Source organism: Pseudomonas sp. BP8, assembly GCF_017875955.1.
Taxonomy (GTDB): Bacteria; Pseudomonadota; Gammaproteobacteria; order Pseudomonadales; family Pseudomonadaceae; genus Aquipseudomonas.
The window spans coordinates 3327829-3347416 of sequence record NZ_JAGINK010000001.1; the positions used below are offsets into that span (position 1 = coordinate 3327829).

Annotated in this window: 17 protein-coding genes; 14 read left to right on the plus strand and 3 right to left on the minus strand. The window is 59.1% G+C overall.

Annotated features, from left to right (window positions below):
- Positions 1-323 precede the first annotated feature (323 nt).
- The 7 genes from J3B00_RS14525 (at position 324) to J3B00_RS14555 (ending at position 7774) form a co-directional block, all read left to right on the plus strand.
- Positions 324-1478 (plus strand): hypothetical protein, encoded by a 1155-nt coding sequence (locus J3B00_RS14525; protein ID WP_209868162.1) that lies wholly within the window; start codon positions 324-326, stop codon positions 1476-1478.
- 75 nt (positions 1479-1553) lie between these two features.
- Complete coding sequence (locus J3B00_RS14530) at positions 1554-2669, plus strand: glycosyltransferase family 61 protein (RefSeq protein ID WP_209868163.1); 1116 nt, start codon at positions 1554-1556, stop codon at positions 2667-2669.
- Between the two features lie 553 nt (positions 2670-3222).
- Positions 3223-3399: a hypothetical protein gene (locus tag J3B00_RS14535; protein ID WP_209868164.1), complete on the plus strand. Its 177-nt coding sequence runs from the start codon at positions 3223-3225 to the stop codon at positions 3397-3399.
- Between the two features lie 274 nt (positions 3400-3673).
- Positions 3674-4231, plus strand: a complete 558-nt coding sequence (locus J3B00_RS14540; RefSeq protein WP_209868165.1) for a polysaccharide biosynthesis/export family protein — start codon at positions 3674-3676, stop codon at positions 4229-4231.
- A gap of 26 nt (positions 4232-4257) precedes the next feature.
- Positions 4258-5373, plus strand: coding sequence for a hypothetical protein (locus J3B00_RS14545; RefSeq protein ID WP_209868166.1), 1116 nt, complete (start codon positions 4258-4260; stop codon positions 5371-5373).
- Between the two features lie 20 nt (positions 5374-5393).
- Complete coding sequence (locus J3B00_RS14550; protein ID WP_209868167.1) at positions 5394-6959, plus strand: lipopolysaccharide biosynthesis protein; 1566 nt, start codon at positions 5394-5396, stop codon at positions 6957-6959.
- An 11-nt stretch (positions 6960-6970) separates the two neighbouring features.
- Positions 6971-7774 carry a CpsD/CapB family tyrosine-protein kinase gene (locus tag J3B00_RS14555; RefSeq protein WP_209868168.1) on the plus strand — a complete coding sequence of 268 codons (804 nt, stop codon included), beginning with the start codon at positions 6971-6973 and terminating at the stop codon, positions 7772-7774.
- A gap of 41 nt (positions 7775-7815) precedes the next feature.
- Here the strand turns inward: J3B00_RS14555 and galE are convergent, their stop codons facing one another.
- From galE to J3B00_RS14570, 3 genes are all read right to left on the minus strand, one after another.
- On the minus strand, positions 7816-8778 hold the full coding sequence (gene galE, locus J3B00_RS14560) for a UDP-glucose 4-epimerase GalE (RefSeq protein WP_209868169.1): 963 nt from the start codon (positions 8776-8778) through the stop codon (positions 7816-7818).
- A gap of 182 nt (positions 8779-8960) precedes the next feature.
- On the minus strand, positions 8961-11561 hold the full coding sequence (locus tag J3B00_RS14565; RefSeq protein ID WP_209868170.1) for a cellulase family glycosylhydrolase: 2601 nt from the start codon (positions 11559-11561) through the stop codon (positions 8961-8963).
- Positions 11562-11565: 4 nt separating this feature from the next.
- Positions 11566-13092, minus strand: a complete 1527-nt coding sequence (locus J3B00_RS14570) for an O-antigen ligase family protein (protein WP_209868171.1) — start codon at positions 13090-13092, stop codon at positions 11566-11568.
- 94 nt (positions 13093-13186) lie between these two features.
- On the opposite strand from J3B00_RS14570, the gene J3B00_RS14575 reads away from it, so the two are divergent.
- The 7 genes from J3B00_RS14575 (at position 13187) to J3B00_RS14605 (ending at position 19586) form a co-directional block, all read left to right on the plus strand.
- A complete protein-coding gene (locus tag J3B00_RS14575; RefSeq protein WP_209868172.1) occupies positions 13187-14563 on the plus strand; it encodes an oligosaccharide flippase family protein in 1377 nt (458 codons plus the stop codon).
- A gap of 101 nt (positions 14564-14664) precedes the next feature.
- Positions 14665-14859, plus strand: coding sequence for a hypothetical protein (locus tag J3B00_RS14580; protein WP_209868173.1), 195 nt, complete (start codon positions 14665-14667; stop codon positions 14857-14859).
- Entirely contained in the window at positions 14856-16322 is a 1467-nt protein-coding gene (locus J3B00_RS14585) for a GMC family oxidoreductase (RefSeq protein WP_209868174.1), read from the plus strand. The genes J3B00_RS14580 and J3B00_RS14585 overlap by 4 nt, the downstream gene beginning before the upstream one ends.
- A gap of 127 nt (positions 16323-16449) precedes the next feature.
- On the plus strand, positions 16450-17067 hold the full coding sequence (locus tag J3B00_RS14590; RefSeq protein ID WP_209868175.1) for an acyltransferase: 618 nt from the start codon (positions 16450-16452) through the stop codon (positions 17065-17067).
- Positions 17060-18016, plus strand: a complete 957-nt coding sequence (locus J3B00_RS14595) for a glycosyltransferase family 2 protein (protein WP_209868176.1) — start codon at positions 17060-17062, stop codon at positions 18014-18016. Before J3B00_RS14590 ends, J3B00_RS14595 begins: the two co-directional genes overlap by 8 nt.
- Positions 18017-18024: 8 nt before the next feature.
- Positions 18025-18576, plus strand: coding sequence for a serine O-acetyltransferase (locus tag J3B00_RS14600; RefSeq protein ID WP_209868177.1), 552 nt, complete (start codon positions 18025-18027; stop codon positions 18574-18576).
- Positions 18577-18605: 29 nt separating this feature from the next.
- Positions 18606-19586 carry a glycosyltransferase family 2 protein gene (locus J3B00_RS14605; protein WP_209868178.1) on the plus strand — a complete coding sequence of 327 codons (981 nt, stop codon included), beginning with the start codon at positions 18606-18608 and terminating at the stop codon, positions 19584-19586.
- The last annotated feature ends 2 nt before the right edge of the window (positions 19587-19588 follow it).

A 19588-nucleotide genomic window follows, 5' to 3' on the forward strand; every position in this document is an offset into this window, starting at 1 on the left:
GTAGATAGGTGTCGCGTGATCGCACTACACCAGGCGCAAACGCCACTTAACGATGCAACGCAGAGCACCTCTGTCCAATTAATCCGTAATTATTCAAATAACGGTTTTGCGAGAAATTTGACGTCATAAAATCTCTATCCGATGCTGTCAAAATGCCGCTTGCAAAGGCGTGCCCTTGCATCTTTAATTGTTACCAAATGTGAGGGTGAAGGCGCTGGCCATGATGTTATATACATCAAGGGTTTAAGCGCGAATTGTAGGGTCTCACCATTATCTTTTTCTGATCTGCCCCATAGACAATTTCAAAGGATGTCGGTGAAGAAATGAAAGAGAAGTTGGCGGTTGTCGCTCGAAAATTCATCTCTCCCTCAGCGCGTTACGAGATGCGACTTGTTTCAAGCAAATTACGCGAATTGCTTGGGCGTGCCTGCTTCTGGCGCTGGGAAGTCACCCGGTTTCGGCTCAAGAAGGCTAGCCCGTACGAAATTCTCTACATCGGCCGCAAGCAGCAGCGGGAGATGGCCAAGCTACTGATCGGTGGCAAGGGGCAGGGTAATGCCGTGGAGGCCGAGCAGGCAGCGCAGCCTGCAACCTCGAACCATGTGGTGGTGGTCAGCGAAATGCCCACTACCGGTGCCTTGAATGTGCCGCACTACCTCAGTGCCGTGGTGCCGCTGGGGCGCACCCTTGATGAGATCACGGCGCGCTACGACAGCGAGTTACGCCGCAGTATTCGCAAGAATCGGCCGCTCTACAGCATGCGCCAGACCCTGTCGGATGAAGAGATCGCCATGGCCGACACGCAGTTTCTACGGCCCTATGCGACCGCCAGGCAGGGCATCCACGCGGCGCAGATCGAGACTGATGAAGTGTTCCGGATCGCCAAGGGGGTCGGGCGGCTCGACCTGATCAGTCTGAACGGCGAGGTAGTCGCCTGCCATCTGGGGTGCGAGTTGACGCGGGCCGGCAAGCGCTACTGGAGCACACTGCGCTTTGGCTACTGCGAGGCGGTTTTTTCAGACGCGAAAAAGCTCCGTGAAGTTAACTCGATTACCACCTTCATGGCACTTGAATGGGCGCTGGAGCAGGGGTTTGATTATTACGACATCGGCTTGTGCCTGGCGCGGCCTGATGATGGCCTGCTGAAGTGGAAAAGAAGACGCGGTGGCGATGTCGACGTCATGGGTAATCACGCCTGTATGTTTGTTCGGTTGCCCAAGACCGGCACGGCTTCGTTTCTTTGGGAAACACCCCTGTTCGCCGTGGAAGACAACAAGTTGACACTTCATTTGGGTGTGCCTGAAGGCGCCAGCGATGAGGAAGTTGCCAGTCGTTATCATGAAATGGTGTTTGGCGGGCTGCACAAGATCTATTTGTATGGCGCCACGCATTCGGCCGAAGGTTTCCTGGAAACCCTGCGCAGTCGCTACGCCAATTTCCAGCCCCCTCCCAAGATGGAGCGGGTATTGACCAGTTGAAGGACTCGCCAAGGCAGGCAGGGAGGGGGCGCCGTGCGCCCGATTAACCACCGTGACACCCTGGGAGAACGCTTGATGGGCAGCATCTCGAACTTTAGCCCGGCACCTGCCGCCAATCGAACCAAGTGGACCCTTGCCGCTTACCTGTACATGGCAAGGAAGCGCCTTGGGCTGACGGCAGAGATCAATCTGAAAAGCCTGGCGACGAAAAGCTGGGATATTGCTCCGGGGGAAACGACGGTTTCGCCGTCCGCTTTCTATTTGCCCAACCAGTTGGAGCGGGTGACCGGTTGGGAGGCGAAGCGGTTTTTTCCCTACGTGCATCCTGCGCGCACCATGGAAGGTGGGCTGACGGTGCAGCACGGACCTACCCGTGGCTACCTGATCAAGGATGTCTGGCTCATTGACGGCGTACTGTACAAGGACAATGCCAGCCTCTGGTTGGCGTTGAAGTCAACCAACCTGCCGCGGATCATCGTTGACCAGGAAATTCAGCGGGCGGCGGTGTATTGCACGCAAAACGGCAATTCATGGTTTGGTACCTGGTTGATGGAAGACTGCGTCACCTATGCATTGGCCGCCAATGAAGGTGTACCGGTTACGACCGCGCCGTCAGCCAAGTTCCCGCTGTTTTCCCAAGCCCCCGCTTATGAAGACTGGCTGGGGATGAAGCCGCTGCGTATGCGTACAGCGTTTTTTCGCGAGGTGGTGGTGTTCGACGACCTCAGTAATAACCGCAGTCGTCATTTGCGCTACAGCGCCATGGGTGAAAAATTGCTGTCGCACGTCCAGTACGATACGCACCCTGGCGTGTTCATCCTGCGTGGCGGCGATGGCGACCTGCGTTTCTTGCGCAATGAGCTGGCCGTTGCCGAGCACTTGCGCACGCACCGTGGCTTTCGCGTGGTCAATCCGCTGAAGACCGATGTGCCCAGTATCATCGCCGCCTGCGCCGGGGCGAAAGTAGTGATCGGCGTCGAGGGCAGCCAGTTGGTGCATGGCGTCAATGTATTGCAGCCTGGCGGGTCGTTGTTGACCTTGCAGCCGCCTAACCGTTTTGTCAGTTACTTCAAATATCTCACCGATCGTGACCAGCAGAACTTTGGTTTTGTTGTGGGCACACCGGACGGGGACGGCTTTACCATCGACATCGATGAGGTTGAGCGCACCTTGGATATGTTTCCCGGTTAGCGTAGCGATCAACACTTTCTACCCACCGTATTTATGGCCTCTTCGCGAGGCCTGTCGTTTTTAGGCTTATCTATGGGCGTCCGTGCGGTCCTCTTCGCGGGACAAGCCCGCTCCTGCAGGGTTGAGTCAAGTCAACGCGATAGCGTTGGTTGCATGAGGGTGGGCTGCCCTGCGATTGACTCGATACAAAAGGCGTCAATACAGCCCGCAAAGACCAATCATTGGCATTAGGCTTCTCGTCAGTGAAACACTTCAGTCCCGCAGTTCACTGAAAATCGTAGTGATGACGGCCCTTGGTGGATCCAAGTCAGAGCTGCACGTTAGCCGGAAATATAGACTTTAGGCAGACAATTGAGTGTTTTAGCCTAATTTTTGGCTAAGGAAAACCACTGCAGAATCGACCTGTCGGTATTTTGACGTAAAGACTGTCTGCCGATTGATTTATATTATGGTGTCGGATCGTTGACGTAATATCAATGTGCCCATAAGCTCACTTCAACAGCGATGATTCACCCCCCAGCCACCGTGTTTATCCTCTTTCCAGGAGGGATCCATGCGCACGACTTTGTTTATAAAATCCATCTTCTTGTTGGTACTATTGAGTGGTGCGGCGCGCGCGGCTGATTCGTATATGAGCCAGGCGAGTGTTATTCCTCTGGCGACGGCCGGTTGGCTGTTTGCATTTGCGGTGATTGGTTTTATTGCGGTCGCCAACAGACGAAAAATATAAGCGTTTTGTTTTAACGTTTTGAGTGTGCGGGGTGTTGTTTAACAGGTAATAAAAGTTGTGGTTCTGACGGTAAATTGACGCTAGGAAGTTGATGCTATGTCTTACCCGCAGCCCGCAGCTTGTTAATTCCCCAAGCGTTGCTATATTCCACTGGCTACCGGCCTCCAGGAATGTCGAGGCCATCGCAGCGGTTGTACCGCAGCGAGTGGAGCGAGAGGTTGTCTGCTGTTCTCATTCAGTGCTCTTAGCACGGCTAGATGCCGGAGGGACCCTCATGGTGCGTTTGATATGTTCTGTGGTCTGCGTGCTCGTGATGTGGTCGACTGCCAGCACGGCGGATGAAAAGGGTGCGGCCTACGTGCTCAGCCCAGGTGACGTAGTCATGGTTTCAGTCTGGCAGGAAGAAAGCCTGCGTCAGGAAACCACCGTACTTCCCGATGGCAGTATTACCTTCCCGCTGGCAGGGCGTATTGATGTAGCCGGGCTCGATGTCACGGCTGTTGCGCAAAAAATCGCCAGCAAACTCGAAAAATACCTGTCTGAGCCTAACGTCAGCGTGGTTGTCACCAGCATTGCTGGCAACCTGGTCTACGTGCAGGGCAAAGTGATCAAACCGGGACCGGTACTCATGGCAGGGCCCACGGCGGTGCTGCAGGCGTTGAGCATGTCTGGCGGCCTGGACAAATTCGCCGATGAAAATGCCATCAAGGTGGTGCGGCGCAGCGGCGACACGCAAAGGATATTGCCAGTGCGCTACAAGGATTTGGTGTCAGGACGTGACATGTCTACCAATATCCAACTGCAGGCCGGCGATACGCTGGTCGTACCTTGAGCGCGCCTGACGTTTTCAGACCGATCATGCCTCTTCTTCGAAACACCGGTGTTGCCACGGCAATCCTGATCTTGCCGTACCCGGGTGCGGCCCAGGCAGCCATCTGGCTGTCTTCGGTGGAGGTGCCGACCACGGTCGAGTATGACAGCAACCCGTTGCTGTTGACGTCGGACGAGAAGAGCGTGGTGCGTACCATCATCGCCCCCGAGTACAGCCTTGTCGGGACCTACGGTCGCGATGAGTTACGCTTTGGTCTCGGCCTGCATGTGCTGCGTTCATCCGACACGAATATCGTCTCCGATCGTGAGGATCCCAACCTGAGCCTGGGCTGGCAGCGCCAGACCGAAACCGGTGGTTATGGTCTGCTGGCCAAGTATGTCGAAAGCTCGACGCTCTCCGGCGAAGTGCTGGAAACCGGCGTGGTCACTACCGACGGCACGCAGAAGCTTTATACGCTCGCAGGCAACTGGAGCAGCGCGCTTACTGAACGCACCACCCTGGCCAATGAAACCAGCTACAACCGCGCCCGCTATGACATCGACACGCTGACCGGCTATGACGAACTGGCAAGCGTCGTGACCCTGACCTACGCCTGGAGTGAGCGCACCCAACTGTTCACCGGCATCACCGCCCGGCGTTATGAGCCCGATGACGACAGTACCTTGTCTTCGCTTAACAGCTACGCGCCCACCGTCGGGGTGAAGTACCAGTTCTCCGAGCGACTCCAAGGGGTCGCGAACCTGGGCGTCAACCATGTATCCGGCTCACAGGGCGGGCGCCGCGGTGAAGGTGGGGTGTCGCTGGAGTACACCGGTGATCGTGCCGATGCGCGGCTGAGCGCTGAACGCAGTACGGTGGCCAGCGCCGAGGGCGGCTTCGTTGAAATTGACGCGGTGAGTGGTACCTGGAGTTATGCAGTAAACGAACTCACGCGTGTCGGCGTCGAGGCTTCGTGGCAAGACAGTAAAGGACAGACCCCGAATACCCTGCAGACCTACAGTGTCTGGGCTCGTCGAGACTTGTCGCCTGTTTGCGATGTGCGCCTATCGTTGATGTACCGGGAGCGCCAGCGAGATGGCTTGCCGGATGCGACCGGTACGATTGTCGGCATGACCCTGACCTATAGATTTCCCGACCTCTGAACTTCGGATTGGTGGCCTCTATGAAGTCTGAATACGAGCTGTCCTTCAACGATTACATCGCCATCATCAAGGATCGGGCAGTGCTGCTGGGGGTGACCATGGCGGTCATTCTTGCAGTGACTGTGGCGGTTGCGGTCAGCGTCCCGGCGCTATACCAGTCGACGGGGACCATCCTGGTAGAGTCGCAGCAGATTTCTCCAGAGCTGGTCTCGGCCAACAACAACAGCTTTGCCGATGAGCGTATCGAGGTGATTCGCCAACGCGTCATGACCCGCGAGAACCTGCTGCGGATCATCGACAAATACAGCCTCTTCACGGACAAGGGCAGGCAGTTCAGCGAGTCGGAAAAAATCGACCAGATGCGCAGTGCGATCGTCGTCAATACCCTCAGTACCTTCGTCAAGGGCCGCGGCGAAACCACGGTGGCCTTCAGCGTGTCGTTCGAGCACCGGCGCCCGGAAGTGGCCAAGGAGGTCGCCAGTGAACTGGTGACGTTGTTCCTCAACGAGAACGTCAAGCAACGCACCGAGCGGGCCAGTGAAACCACCGAGTTTCTGACCCAGGAGGCGAATAAACTCGGCGTCGAGCTGGCCAGCCTGGAAAACCAGCTGGCCGACTTCAAGCAGTCGAACGGCAACGCCCTGCCGGAGAACCAGGGGTTGCGCATGAGCATGCTGTCGCGCGCCGAGCTTGAGTTCAGGGAAGTCGACCGTGATTACAAAAGCGCCCAGGAAGAACTGCGCTACCTGGAGCTTGAACTGTCGGCGGCCAATGCCGGCCTGGGCCTGAAGGCTGACGGCCAGCGCGTCGCCGCTGCCGACAAACCGATGGATCTGCCCAGCCTCAAAGCCGAATACGCCCGCTTGATGACCAAGTACACAGCAGCGCACCCGGACGTGGTGGCGGTCAAGCGCAAGATCGACGCACTCGAAGCCACTGGCGGTCGCCGTGTCGCCGCTTCGTCCGAAAGCCTGGATGTCGCCCGAGTGCGAACCAAGATTGGCGCAGTACAGTCGCGCATCGTTTCGTTGGCGGAGCAAAAACGCGAGCTGGTGAAGAAGATGGAAGGCTACGAGGCGGAGATCCTCGCCGCGCCGCAAGTGGAGCGTGGCCTCGTCACGCTGATGCGCGACCACGACAACGCCCGCAAGAAATACGAGGAAATCCGCGCCAAGGAGATGGGCGCGAAAATTACCGAGACCCTCGAGCAGGAAAACAAGGCCGAACGCTTTGTTCTGCTGGAACCGCCATTGATGCCCGAGAAACCAGTCAAACCCAACCGCAAGAAAATTGCCGCACTGGGCCTGGTTCTGGCGCCGGTCGGTGGCGGTGCGCTGGTGATGCTGCTGGAGATGCTCAATCAGCGCGTACGCGGGGTCGGCGCGCTGGAGAGTGTGCTGGGGCGCCGTGTGCTGGTCGCCGTACCGTTTATCTCGACCCAGGCGGAGATGGCGCGGCGCAAACGCTGGCGGGTGTTGATGGTGATCGCCGGTTTGCTCCTGGTGGCTATCCTGTTGGTGATGGTCCACGTGTTCTACATGCCGTTGGACCTTCTGCTATTTAAAGCTATGGCTCGGTTTGAATAGGGAACGCAGCGATGGACAGACGTACGCCGACTATTGGTAAGAACATTCATCCCGTTACCTCCGCAGCGGCGGACGCAGGCCCAGCGCCTTCGCTCGAGCACACGGAGGCGTTGGGCCAGTTCGATTACATCAATACCAAGGTGGTGCCCCTGCGCGCAGAGCACCTCGAGCGTCATCGAATCGTGGCCTACAACAAGAACTCGAACATGAGTTGGGCGTTCGACCTGTTGCGCACTCAGGTCCTGCAGACCATGGAGGAGAACGGCTGGCGTACCTTGGCGATTACTTCACCAACGCCTGAGGCGGGCAAGACGGTGCTGGCGATCAACCTGGCCATGAGCATCGCTCACCACACGACCAAGACGGCCTTGCTGGTGGACTTTGACCTGCGTCGGCCGCGGGTCGGCAGTAGCCTCGGTTTGCCCATGGACAAGGCGCTCAACGAACTGTTGCGCAATGAAGCCGGGCTGGAAGACGTGTTGGTCAATCCGACGCTGCCGCGCTTTGTCGTACTGCCGACCCGAGAGCCCATCCCGCTGTCGACCGAGATGCTGTCCTCGCCCAAGGTGAGCAACCTGATCAGCGACCTGCGTGAACGTTATGACTCGCGCATCTGTATTTTCGATCTGCCGCCCTTGCTCAGCTCAGATGACGCCATCACCGTATTGCCCAAGTTCGACTGTGTCCTGTTAGTGGTGGCGAACGGCGTGAACAGCAAGAAAGAAATCGAGGATTGCCTTTATCACTTGGCAACGGCCAACCTGATCGGGGCTGTATTGAACAAAGCAGAGCAGAAAAACCGCTCGTACTACTGAGCGGTCGTCTGCTGGTCAAGCATCTGCACTACCCTTGGCAGTCACTGCCAGGGGTATTGTTGTTCCCAGTTCCAGGCATGGCTGACAATCTGTTCGAGGGAAGCGAATTGCGCTTGCCAGCCAAGCAACGCCTTGGCCTTGCTGGCATCGGCCACCAGCCGTGGTGGGTCACCTGCGCGGCGTGGCGCTTCACTGAGGGTGATCTCGCGTCCGGTTACCAAGCGAGCAGTATCAATCACCTGCTGCACCGAAAAGCCCTGGCCGTTGCCAAGGTTGCACGCGGTACTGGCACCGCCCGCCAGCAGATAGTCGACCGCCAAGGCATGCGCCGAGACCAGGTCGGCGACGTGCACATAGTCGCGAATGCAGGTGCCGTCGGGCGTGGGGTAGTCACGACCGAACACCGTCACTGTCGAACGCCGGCCTGCGGCAGCCTGCAGGATCAGCGGGATCAGATGGGTTTCTGGCTCATGGCATTCGCCCAGCATGCCGTCAGGGTCAGCGCCTGCGGCATTGAAGTAGCGCAAGCACACGGACTTCAGGCCATAGGCACGGTCGAAATCTTCCAGCATCTGCTCGACCATCCATTTGCTGCGGCCATAGGGATTGATCGGCGACTTGCGGTGCTCTTCATCGATCGGCACCTGTAGCGGATCACCGTAGACGGCGGCGGTGGAGGAGAAGATCAAGGTGCGAATCCCGGCGCGGATCATCGCCTGGAGCAACGTCAGGGTCGCTGCGACGTTGTTCTGGTAGTACTTGCCGGGGTCACTCACCGACTCGCCCACTTGGATGAACGAGGCGAAATGAAACACCGCATCGAAGTGATACTCGGCAAACAGTGCATCCAGGGCGGGCCCGTTGGCAATGTCCAGGTCGACCCATTGGATACCTGAGCGGGTAGCTGCAGTGTCTGCAACCAGCACTTGGTGACCCGCGCTCAACAGATGCTTGACCATATGTGAGCCTATGTAGCCTGCGCCGCCGACAACTAGAAACTTCATCCACTTCTCCTGGAATCTGTTGTTGTACAGTCGCAGCGATGCGAGCCTGCGCATTGTCCTTGAAAGACAGGTGAAAACGACCAGCTGATGGGTAGGTGAACGGACGCGGGGACAGGGATCTGATAAGAGGGTAGATGGCGAAATGCCCCCTATCAAGGCGGCGGTACTGGCAACAGGTACTGCTACTTCAAGAACAACCAATTGGACATGTGCTTGCCGTCCAGGGTGATGGTGTATCGCCCATCCTGATAGGTAGCGGGCAACGCTTTCGCCGGCCCGTGGGCGCTGTGACTGAACACCTTCAAGCCCGGTGCCGCCTTGATGATCAACGTCCCTTCGAGGGGCTCGACGTAAAACGGCGTCATGTCGTCCGGCCGCGGAACAGCGCGGGTGCCGAGTGACACCAACAGCTCACGTGACTGGCTGAACGGCTTGGCATCCAGGCTCTGCACCACGACACTGGCGTACGCCGTTTTCACCTGCAGCTGGATGTCCGCAAGGCTGATCGAGCGGCCACCCAGCCAGCCGGTGGCGGCCTGGGTCAGCGGCGTATCAATGGTGTACAGCCCTTGTTGCCAGTTGCGCCTGATCTCTGCACTATCAGACACCGACTCGTCGGCATTGGCGTCGAGCAGGGACTGCTCAGGGTCGTGCAGCACCTGCGCGCCCTCAGCAATGACGCTGGGTTGCAACCAGGGCAATGACGTGGTCGCCGGCATGGCGATTTGCAGTTTGCCTTTCTCCATCGCCGTGCGCAGCAGCGCCGAGTTGTTCGGCGTGATGGCACGGCCGAACAACATTTCGGCTGTCGGCGCGAATACGTAACGGGTCTGCGCCTCATGCACATCGGCACGGCGATAGAGCAGGGCGGCTGCAGGCAGGGTGGCGATCAGCGCCGGGTCGTTGTAGGCGTGCCAGTTGTCCGCCCTTATCCAGGCGCTGTTGAAGGCCTGCTGGCTGTAGGCGTAGTGCATCATCGCATCCCAGCCCTGATAGCTGGCGGTGCCGGCGATATACAGGGGCAGTGAGTGGCGATCGGGGGTGGGGAAGGGTTGTGCATTCCATTCGGTCACCGTCATCGGCTTGCCGACCACCTGCGCGGCGCCCAACCAGTTGATCAGGCCATCGCTGGTCAAGGGATTTCTCTCCAGCTGGCCGCTGCCACCGTAACTGTGCGTATCGATCAGATCACCGGCAGTCAGTGCCGGTAGCGACGTCAGGCTGTTGAGGCCCCAGGTACTGGTAGTCACGATCGGCGCCTTGAGGCCCAGGCCGCGCAGAAACTCGATCATGTCTGCGTTGAAACTGCGCTCCAGATCGTTGAGAAACAGCTTCGACGGGCCTTGTTCCCACGCACGCCAGGTCTGCTCTGCGGGCAGGTCATGTCGCAAAGCGAAGGCCTTGGCAGCGTCCATGTACAGCTGGCTGTGCCTGGGGACATTCTTGTCGGGTAGCAAGACGTTGCCAAAGTGCTGGGTAATGTCGTTTTCGTTGGTCAGCAATACGGCGGCAATCGCCGGATCATCCTTGTAGGTCAGCCCGGTGTAGGCGTTGACGTGGGTCAGGTACTGCTCGGCAAAGCGCTTCATTGCTTGTTGAATGGTGACGTTGACGTAGCCGTAGCCCTTGAGGCCGGCGCGGTCTTCACCCTTTGCCAACTCGTCGAAGGCATAGATGTTGTCGTTGGCCATCAGGGCGCGCTCTACGTGCAGGTCGAGCCAGACGTAGATACCCTCGTCCTTGAGGCACTTGATCCACCAGTCGATCTTGCGCAACGACTCGGCACTGAGCTGTTGGGTGTCACCGAGCGTGTTGCCGTCGCCAAAGATGTTCGGGCTTACCCAGGGCGAGTCGTGATGATGCAGGCGAACCAGGTTGAAACCCAGCGCTGACAAGCGCTTGGCCTGCTGCTTGATCGCATCGTCGCTGGTATTGAAGATCGCATAGGCCGACAGGTTGGTGCCCCAGAAGCGTGCGGGCGTGTTGTCGGCAAACATCAGCTGTTCACCAACCGCCTTGACGAACCCGCGCTTGCCGGCCGGTTTTTCGTCGTTATTGAGAAACGACAGGTCGACCGGTGAGGTGCGCCAGTCGAGCTGGTCGTCAGGCCAGCGGCTGGGGTCGGCCAAGCCGAAGCGTTCACTTGGCGTCGGCGCGAGGGCGATATCACCGGTTACATTGAGCACAGCCTTGACCTGCTGCCTGCCCGGCAGGATCGGGTTTGTGTAGAAGAATGCGCGCAGCTCGCTGGTATCCCCACGTTCAAAAAATACCCGTGCCAAGGGCGGCTCGAAGCGCATCTCGAGACGCCGGCCCTTGGCGCTGCTGCCCCAGGACCAACCGCGGTTGTCGGGCAGTAGTACCGGGGCGCCCATTTCTCCAGCGATCAAGCCAGGATCAAAGTTGAATACCAGGCCGCCGCCGATGACGTTGCGCTGTGCGCTGTGGGCGTCCAGGTCGAAGGTCCAGCTGAGCGTTTGTGGCTGATTTTTGTGGATGGCTGCGCTCAGGTCGAAATCCAGGTCCTTGTTCTTGCCGACGAGGCTGTAGTCGTAGGGCGCATTGATCTTGAACTGCGTGTAGAAGCCGGTCCAACGCCAGTCTGCCCCCCAGAAGTCAAACCTTGAGGCCATTCCCAGCCCACCGCCGCGGGTCATGCTGGGCAGGCCGTTTTCCTCATTGACGCTGACGCTCCAGTCTGATGTCCAGGCCGTCAGCGGTATTAGCACCAGGCCTAACAATGCCGAAGCCCGCAGCAACGGGCGCAGGGAAGTTGAAGTCATGGCATTACCTGGATTGGAGGCTGGAAGGAGGCATTTCGGCAGCCTGAGTTAGCCTGAGCCTGCGCGCCATCTGGATATAGGCCACGCCTAACCCACCTACCGACCAGTAGACGATCGGGATGACCGTGATGCTACTGACGGTAAAGATAATCAGCATGATCCCCAGCAGGGTGGCGAGCAGCGCCCGTCCGAGCAGGCGATGCTCGCTGTCGTGGTCAGGAAACACGCGCATGGCCCTGCGAATCCCCAGCAGCACGCTGACGAAAAAGCCCACGAACAAGGCCAGCCCGACCAGGCCGATGCGCAGGGCCAAACTGACGTAGGTATTGACGATGTCGATGATCCCTTCACCTTGAATCATCGATTGCATCTCAGGGGTGTTGCGAAAATCGAACGAGCCGAACAAGGGGTTGCGCTGGATGACGATCCACGAGTTATCCAGCAGGCGCTCGCGGTAGGTGATGTTTTCGTTTTCGACGTTGCCAATGAATGGCAGCAAGTCGAGTACTTTCTGCCCACCGGGCACCACGGTGAGCAGCGGCAGGGCCAGTACCCCGGCCAGCGCCAGAATGCTCAGGCGCTTGACCGCGCCCCGGCCGCAAGCGACAAACACCGCGATGATCACGGCAGCGCCGATCCACGGGCCACGCGACAGCGGTGCAATCAGCCCGGCTGCCAGGAGCAGGGCGCCCAGGTAGCGATACAGGCTGCTGCGTACGTAGTGCTGGAGGAACAGATACAGGCCAATGGCAACGCTGATCACGTACCCCAGCGCAATCGCTTGGCCGGTCGTCGCGCTGGCGCGTAACGAGCCGCCGCGGCTGAGGTAGCTGGACATGCTCCACTGCACGCCCATGGCGTCGAGCAGAGCGTTGTACAACAGCCAATGACGGACGAACTCCGCCACGCCAACAAGCGCCAGGACGAAAGCGGCGAGGACGAAGGCAAGCAGCGCGTCCTTGAAGTCGTTGAGGTCTTTGAGCGCGCGGCTGGCAACGTAATACGGCAGGAAAACATCCAGATAAAGGTACAGCGCCTGGCGCAAGGTGTCGGTAAGGGTGGTCTCGCGCAGGTACAGCAGGCCCATCAGCAGCACGCCGGCAGCCAGCAGTTTGTCGGGCCAGGTGCGCCCGAAGGGCCGGGTATCCTCCTGTTTGCTCAGCGCCAGCGCTGCGGGCAGCAGAACGCACAGCGACAACAGGCGGATATGGTTGATATCGATCAGGTAATTGACTACGCCAAAGCCCGGTATCTGCACCGACGCGGGAGGGATCACGAACAACAGCATGAAGTACAACGCCATCACATTGCGTTCTCGCCGTTGGGCGATGAACATGATGATTGCCGCCACCGCCGCGTAGACCCAGAAGCTGTGCGAAAAAAACGCTACCAGGGTCAACAGCAACCACAAGTTGCGCCGCCGCTTGAAATCACGTTCAGGGATCAGGTCGAGTGCCGGTTGCCGGGCAATGGCAAAAACCACGCCAGCCAGGAAGAGGATGACGATCAGTGCGCGAAAATGTTCTGGCATTGGCTATGGCACCTGTCCCTTGGTTGACGAAGGCTCGCATCATGGCTAATTGAAACTATAGTGACTTCTAGCCATTCAGTCAGAGATTGAAGTCATGCCGTCGATTGATGTGACTACTCCTGTGAGTTTGCGCAGCCGTGCCATCTGGGCAGGCGCATGGAACATAGTCTCGCTGGTGGCTTCGCAAGGGATGCGGCTGGGTGGCAACCTGATAATGGCCCGGTTGCTGCTGCCGGAAATGTTCGGTGTGATGATCATCGCCAGCACTGTTTCCGTGCTATTGCACCTGCTCTCCGATGTCGGCCTGCGACAGAACATCATCCAGAGCTCGCGCGGCGACGATCCGCTGTTTCTCAATACCGCCTGGACCGTGCAGATCGTGCGCGGCTTCATCCTCTTCGGGTTGACCCTGCTGCTCGCCTTGGGCGCCTGGTTGGCCCAGCTCGCCAACCTGTGGCCGGCCGACTCCACCTATGCTGCGCCGATCCTGCCCTGGGTACTGGCGGTGACGGCCTTGTCGGCGATCATCGGTGGCTTTCAATCGACCAAGATAGATGTCGCTGTACGAACTTTCCAACAAAAGCGGGTGGTACTGATCGAGCTGGCGTCGCAGTTGACGGGGTTGATCACGATGCTGGTCATTGGCTACTTGACCCGCTCGATCTGGTCATTGGTGATCGCCGGACTGGTCTCGGCACTGACCAGCACCGTACTTGGCCATGTGGCATTGCAAGGGCCGCGCTGTCGCCTGCAGTGGGACCGTACCGTGCTGCAGGAGATGACCGTGTTTGGCCGCTGGATCCTGCTGTCGTCGATGGTCGGCGTGCTGGCCATGTATGGCGACCGAATCTGGTTCGGCGCAAGCATGACTGCGGCGCAACTGGGCGTGTACTCGATTGCCGTGCTGATCCTCGGGGCGCTGCAGCTCGGTTTGCTCAGGTTGAGCGGTTCGGTGGCATTGCCGGCATTCAGCGAAGCTGCCCGGGAGGGCGACACGGCGCGGTTGAAGGCGCTGTATTACCGTTTCAAGCTGGTGGTGGACCTGATCATGCTGTTTGCCTGCGGCGTGCTGCTGACCGCCAGCCCACTGCTGATCGGCTGGATGTATGACGAGCGATATGCGGGCGCCGGCTCCATGCTGGCTATTCTGTCGTTGTCGTTCTTCACGATGCGCTACACCGTTTCGCACCAGATGTGGATCGCCCTCGGCCTGACCAAGTACCAGGCAATCGACAATATTATCCGGCTGGTTTCCCTGTGGGGGTTGTTGCCGCTGTTGCTGGCCATTGGCGGGGTCGAATATGCGATCTGGGGGGTCGCTTTGCATACGTTGCCAACGCTGGTGCTGATCATCTACGTCAATTGCAAGCTGGACATGTTCAGCCTCAAGCGCGAGTTGCTGGTGTTGCCGATGATGGCGGTCGGTGCACTCTGTGGCGCCGGTGCCACGCGCTTTTTCAACTGGCTTTGAAGGCTTCTCGGCACGCTCATTGCTGCTGCAAATAGTTGTACACAGTGGAGTGGGGCAACAACTGAGACTCTAATAATTCATATGGCATAGGTCTTGCGATCATGGGGAAGCTTCAGTTCTGTAGTCCGTTGCTGGGTCGTAGAGGCTTTCTGCGCAGTTGCGTCGTGTTGGGCGTTGGTGGGGCGGTGTTCGGGGTCGCTGCGAACGTTGCACGCAAGCCTGCCGCCGCGTCGGGGTTTGTCGTCATCAACGGCTGGGTGTTGCCTGCCCAGTACTTCAAGGACGGGCACGCATGATCAAGGACTATCAGGCAGAGAAAGCGCTGCGCGACGATTATGATTTTTGCATCATCGGTGCCGGCCCGGCCGGCATCACCCTGGCCTTGCGCCTGGCAGGTGCCGGCTGGCGCGTGGTGCTGCTGGAGGGCGGCGGGCACGAGTACTCGGTGCAGTCGCAGGCGTTCTACGCGTGCACCTCGACCGGTCTTGAGCTTTACCCCGACGAAACCCGCCTACGCTTTCTGGGTGGCACCTCCAATCATTGGGCGGGGCGCTGTCGACCGTTTGTCGCTTCCGATTTCGCCGTGTCGCCGCCTGGCAACATGCCTGGCTGGCCCATCCCCTATGCCGAGGTCGAGCGCTATCTGCCGGCCGCCATGGACATTGTCGACCTCCCGCAAGGCGCAGATTTCCAGGCGATGAACGCAAGCCTGGGCGGCGAAGATTTCGAAGCTGACCGCTTCCTGCTCAGCCCGCCGACGCGCTTTGCCCAGAAATACGCTGCAGCGCTCAAAGAAACGCCGGGACTGGATGTATTCATCAACTGCAACTGCGTCGATCTTGACTTCGATCAGGGTACCGGCCGCTTGGCTGCAGTGCTCGTGTCTGACTACAACCTGCAGCGTGAACGCCTGGTGGCGGGGCACTTCGTGCTGGCAACCGGGGCGATCGAGAATGCCCGGCAACTGCTCAATAGCGAATCGCTGCGCAGCGCCGGCGTGGTGACACCCGACGGCATGGTTGGGCGTTGCTTCATGGAGCACATGAATGTCGACATGGGCACCTTCATCCTCGCCCAAGGGCAGGACGCCGAGCCTCACCAGTACTACACCAGCGATGCCTTTGTGGCTGAGTATCACGCCGGTAAAGGCAACGTCTCGACGTCATTGCTGGCGGACGTCCAGACCTACGGCAGGACCGCCGAGGTCAAGCATTTTCTGGAGAACCTGGCCTGTGAAATGGGTGTGGCCAGCAAAATCGAGTTCATTGCCAAGTTCAGTTGCCCGGGTGACGGCGTCATCAGCACCATGATCGAGCAGTTGCCCAACCGCCAAAGCCGGATCACCCTGCGCGACGAAAAAGACGCACTCGGTGTGGCCAAGGTCAACGTCAACTGGGTGGTCAGCGATGACGACCGACACACCATCAAGTGCATCGGTGGCGAGTTGGCCAAGCAGTTCGCCGAGCACGGGGTGGGCTTCGTCAAGCTCAACGAGTTTGTCTACGACGGCACCCAGGCCTTGAAGATGACACCGCATGCGCACCATATGGGCACCACGCGCATGGCCTCTTCGCCTGAGTTCGGCGTTGTCGATAGCAACTGCAAGGTATTTGGTACCGACAATCTGTACGTGGCTGGTAGCAGCATCTTTGCCACCGGCGGCGCCTCCAACCCGACCATGCCACTGCTGCAGTTTGCCGTGCGCCTGGCCGATCACCTCAACGACAGGATGAAGTCGGCGCGCGGAGCGCTGGTCTGAAGGGCACGGTTAGATGCTGTTGCGCAGTTGATTTACGGGTTGAGTGCGATACGGTCAGCACCAATGACAACGAGACCGAATCCGCCTCAAACACAGTCCAGGATGGCTTTTTTGCGAGGCAAGCAAAATGTTTGGATGGCTACGGAGCTCAGTGACCTACTTTGTCAACTCAACCGGGCGAGGCGGCGCGGCCTATAAAAAGCTGTTCCACCCCAACGCGCGTGACTGGGGCGCCTACTTGTCTCGCTGGGGCAAGTTTCACTCGGTGGGCAGCAACGTGCATATCAATTGCGGGTGCAATATCACCGACCCGTCGCTGGTGCGCTTGGGCAGCAACGTGGGGCTGTCGGACTGCACCCTGATCGGCCACGACGCGGTAGTCGCCCTGATCGAGGTGCGCTACGGCAAACAGCTCGATTCGGTCGGTTTTATCGATATCAAGGACAACTGCTTTGTCGGCCACGGCGCGATCGTCATGCCGCGGGTGACCATCGGCCCGGATGCAGTGGTAGCTGCCGGCGCCGTGGTGACCAAGGACGTGCCTCCCGGCACCGTAGTCGGCGGCAACCCGGCAAAGGTCATCTGCACCGTTGAAGAGCTGGTCAAGCGGGTCGAAGAACGCTGCGCAGCGTATCCGTGGATAGACCTGGTCAAACAGCGAGAAGGCGCCTATGACCCTGAGCTCGAACCCACCCTGGCCGCAGAGCGGGGGCAGTTCTTCTTCAGGGACAGTAAAAATGGATAGAAAACCGGTCGATGTGATGGTGGTCAATTTCAACACCGCAGGCTTGCTGCAACCCATGTTCGATGCGTTGCGCAAGGCCGACGGTGAAGCACTCGCCAGCTACCTGGTGGTGGACAATGCCTCTGTCGACAACTCTATCGAGTGCCTGGCCAAGGTCTGCCCCGAGGCGCTGCTGCTGAGCAACGAGAAAAACGTAGGTTTTGGCCGGGCCAATAATCAATTGCTTGAACACCTGCAGGGCAAGTACGCGCTGCTGCTCAATACCGATGCGTTTGTGGCTGCCGACAGCCTGGAGAAAACCATCGCCTATATGGATGCTCACCCTGACTGCGGCGTCCTCGGTGTGCGCCTGGTGGGCCGTGACGGCGACCTGCAACCCAGTTGCCGATACTTTCCGACGCCGTTGAACGTGTTTGTCTCGCGCACCGGACTCGGGCGGTTTTTCCCGGGTTTGAAGATGGTCGACGAAATGTCCTGGGATCATGCCTCCGTGCGCGAATGTGACTGGCTGCCCGGTTGCTTTTACCTGGTCCGACGCGAAGTGCTCGATCAGGTCGGCTTGTTCGATCCGCGCTACTTTCTTTATTTCGAAGAAGTCGACCATTGCAAACGGGTCAAGCAGGCCGGCTGGAAGGTGGTGTTCTACCCGCACACCACGGTGGTGCACATTGGCGGAGAAAGCTCCAAGTCGGTTGCCGAACTGGAGGCGGCCAGTCGACAGATTTCTGCCTACCAGATTGAAAGCGAACTGTTGTATTTCCGCAAACACCACGGTGTGTCCGGGCTGATCTTGCATATGCTACTAGTGTGCCTGGGTGATCTGGTTCTGGCCCTCAAGGCGCTGTTGAAGGGACGCGGCTGGGCGGCTATACGCGCCTGTTGGCAGCACAACGCTGCCACCTGGAAGCTGTTGTTCGCCACCCGATTTGCAAGCCAACCCACACGGTAGGTGACGCCATGTTCGAGAATATCCGCGCAGACTTGCGGGCATACAACGGTGATTGGGGCGCCCAGGGCTTCTGGGTCATGCTCGTGTACCGTTTTGGCCGTTGGCGCTATGGCGTGCGCCCGGCGCCGCTGCGCAAGCTGTTTTCGTTCGTCTACAAGGTGCTGTTCAAGCTGGTGCAGATTCTGACCGGCATCGAGCTGCCTTGCGAAGTGGTAGTTGGCCGCAACTTCGTCATCGACCATTTCGGCGGCATCGTCATCAGTGGCTATGCTCGATTCGGCGATGACTGCCGGATTCGCAACGGCGTGGTAGTGGGCCTGAAGAACGTCAGTGAGCCGATCGCTCCGGTGTTTGGCAACAACGTCGACATCGGCGCGGGGGCCAAGGTGCTGGGCAATATTCGGATTGGCAACAATGTGGTGATCGGCTCCAACGCAGTGGTGTTGATCGATGTGCCCGACAACTGCCTGGCCGTGGGCGTACCGGCGGTGGTCAAGCGCCCTAAGGCCGAACAACCCAGCAGTGTTGCCGAGCCGGCAAGGGTGCGTCGCAGTAACTGAGTCATGGCGTTCAACAATGGGTGAGGCGCATGGTGACAGGCATCGGAGTGGTAGTTATCGGCCGTAATGAAGGGCTTCGCCTCGAGCGTTGCCTGGCCTCGCTGGCAGGCAACGCTGACCAGGTGGTCTACGTTGATTCAGGCTCCACCGATGGCTCGGTGAAACGGGCACGGGCGCATGGCGTCGAGGTGCTGGCACTGGACCTGAACACACCGTTCACCGCAGCGCGTGCGCGCAACGAGGGCTTTGCCTGCTTGCTCCAGCTGATGCCGAGCCTGCGTCATGTGCAGTTCGTCGACGGTGACTGCGAGGTGGCGCCGGGCTGGCTGGGCAGGGCGCAGGCCTTTCTGGAAGAACACCCTGCGGTCGCGGTGGTGTGTGGTCGACGCCGCGAACGCTTCCCGCAACATTCGGTTTACAACTTGCTGTGCGACCTGGAGTGGGACACGCCGGTCGGTGAAGCCAAGGCCTGCGGGGGCGATGCACTGATGCGCGTTGACGCCTTCATGGCCATGCGCGGCTACAACCCGGGGCTGATTGCCGGCGAAGAGCCGGAGTTGTGCGTGCGCCTGCGGGCAGGCGGCTGGAAGATCTGGCGCCTGGCTGAGGAAATGACCCTGCACGATGCTGCCATGACCCGTTTCAGCCAGTGGTGGCGGCGCAGCTTGCGTACCGGTTACGCCTTTGCCGAGGGTGCCTCGATGCACGGCGCGGCGCCCGAGCGGCACTGGCAACGTGAATCACGCCGGGCGTGGCTGTGGGGCTTGGTCATTCCGTTGGCGATTGTCGTGTTGAGTGTCCTGCTGGGAGGGGAGTGGCTGTTGTTGTTGTTGTTGGTCTACCCGCTGCAAGCCATGCGACTGGCCCGCTCTGGTGGTCGGTCGGCGCGTGAGAACTGGCTACAGGCGGTGTTTCTGGTACTTGGAAAATTCCCTGAGATGCTCGGCCAGGTGAAGTTTCTGTTGAACAGGTTCGTCGCCGGCAAAACGGTACTGATCGAGTACAAGTGAGA

Bases quoted from the DNA above. Each gene is read 5' to 3' on its own strand.
- J3B00_RS14565 (WP_209868170.1), bottom strand. From the start codon at position 11,561: ATGACTTCAACTTCCCTGCGCCCGTTGCTGCGGGCTTCGGCATTGTTA.
- J3B00_RS14590 (WP_209868175.1), top strand. From the start codon at position 16,450: ATGTTTGGATGGCTACGGAGCTCAGTGACCTACTTTGTCAACTCAACC.
- J3B00_RS14550 (WP_209868167.1), top strand. From the start codon at position 5,394: ATGAAGTCTGAATACGAGCTGTCCTTCAACGATTACATCGCCATCATC.
- J3B00_RS14575 (WP_209868172.1), top strand. From the start codon at position 13,187: ATGCCGTCGATTGATGTGACTACTCCTGTGAGTTTGCGCAGCCGTGCC.
- J3B00_RS14540 (WP_209868165.1), top strand. From the start codon at position 3,674: ATGGTGCGTTTGATATGTTCTGTGGTCTGCGTGCTCGTGATGTGGTCG.
- J3B00_RS14580 (WP_209868173.1), top strand. From the start codon at position 14,665: ATGGGGAAGCTTCAGTTCTGTAGTCCGTTGCTGGGTCGTAGAGGCTTT.
- J3B00_RS14585 (WP_209868174.1), top strand. From the start codon at position 14,856: ATGATCAAGGACTATCAGGCAGAGAAAGCGCTGCGCGACGATTATGAT.
- J3B00_RS14600 (WP_209868177.1), top strand. From the start codon at position 18,025: ATGTTCGAGAATATCCGCGCAGACTTGCGGGCATACAACGGTGATTGG.
- J3B00_RS14570 (WP_209868171.1), bottom strand. From the start codon at position 13,092: ATGCCAGAACATTTTCGCGCACTGATCGTCATCCTCTTCCTGGCTGGC.
- J3B00_RS14595 (WP_209868176.1), top strand. From the start codon at position 17,060: ATGGATAGAAAACCGGTCGATGTGATGGTGGTCAATTTCAACACCGCA.
- J3B00_RS14530 (WP_209868163.1), top strand. From the start codon at position 1,554: ATGGGCAGCATCTCGAACTTTAGCCCGGCACCTGCCGCCAATCGAACC.
- galE (WP_209868169.1), bottom strand. From the start codon at position 8,778: ATGAAGTTTCTAGTTGTCGGCGGCGCAGGCTACATAGGCTCACATATG.
- J3B00_RS14545 (WP_209868166.1), top strand. From the start codon at position 4,258: ATGCCTCTTCTTCGAAACACCGGTGTTGCCACGGCAATCCTGATCTTG.
- J3B00_RS14535 (WP_209868164.1), top strand. From the start codon at position 3,223: ATGCGCACGACTTTGTTTATAAAATCCATCTTCTTGTTGGTACTATTG.
- J3B00_RS14605 (WP_209868178.1), top strand. From the start codon at position 18,606: ATGGTGACAGGCATCGGAGTGGTAGTTATCGGCCGTAATGAAGGGCTT.
- J3B00_RS14525 (WP_209868162.1), top strand. From the start codon at position 324: ATGAAAGAGAAGTTGGCGGTTGTCGCTCGAAAATTCATCTCTCCCTCA.
- J3B00_RS14555 (WP_209868168.1), top strand. From the start codon at position 6,971: ATGGACAGACGTACGCCGACTATTGGTAAGAACATTCATCCCGTTACC.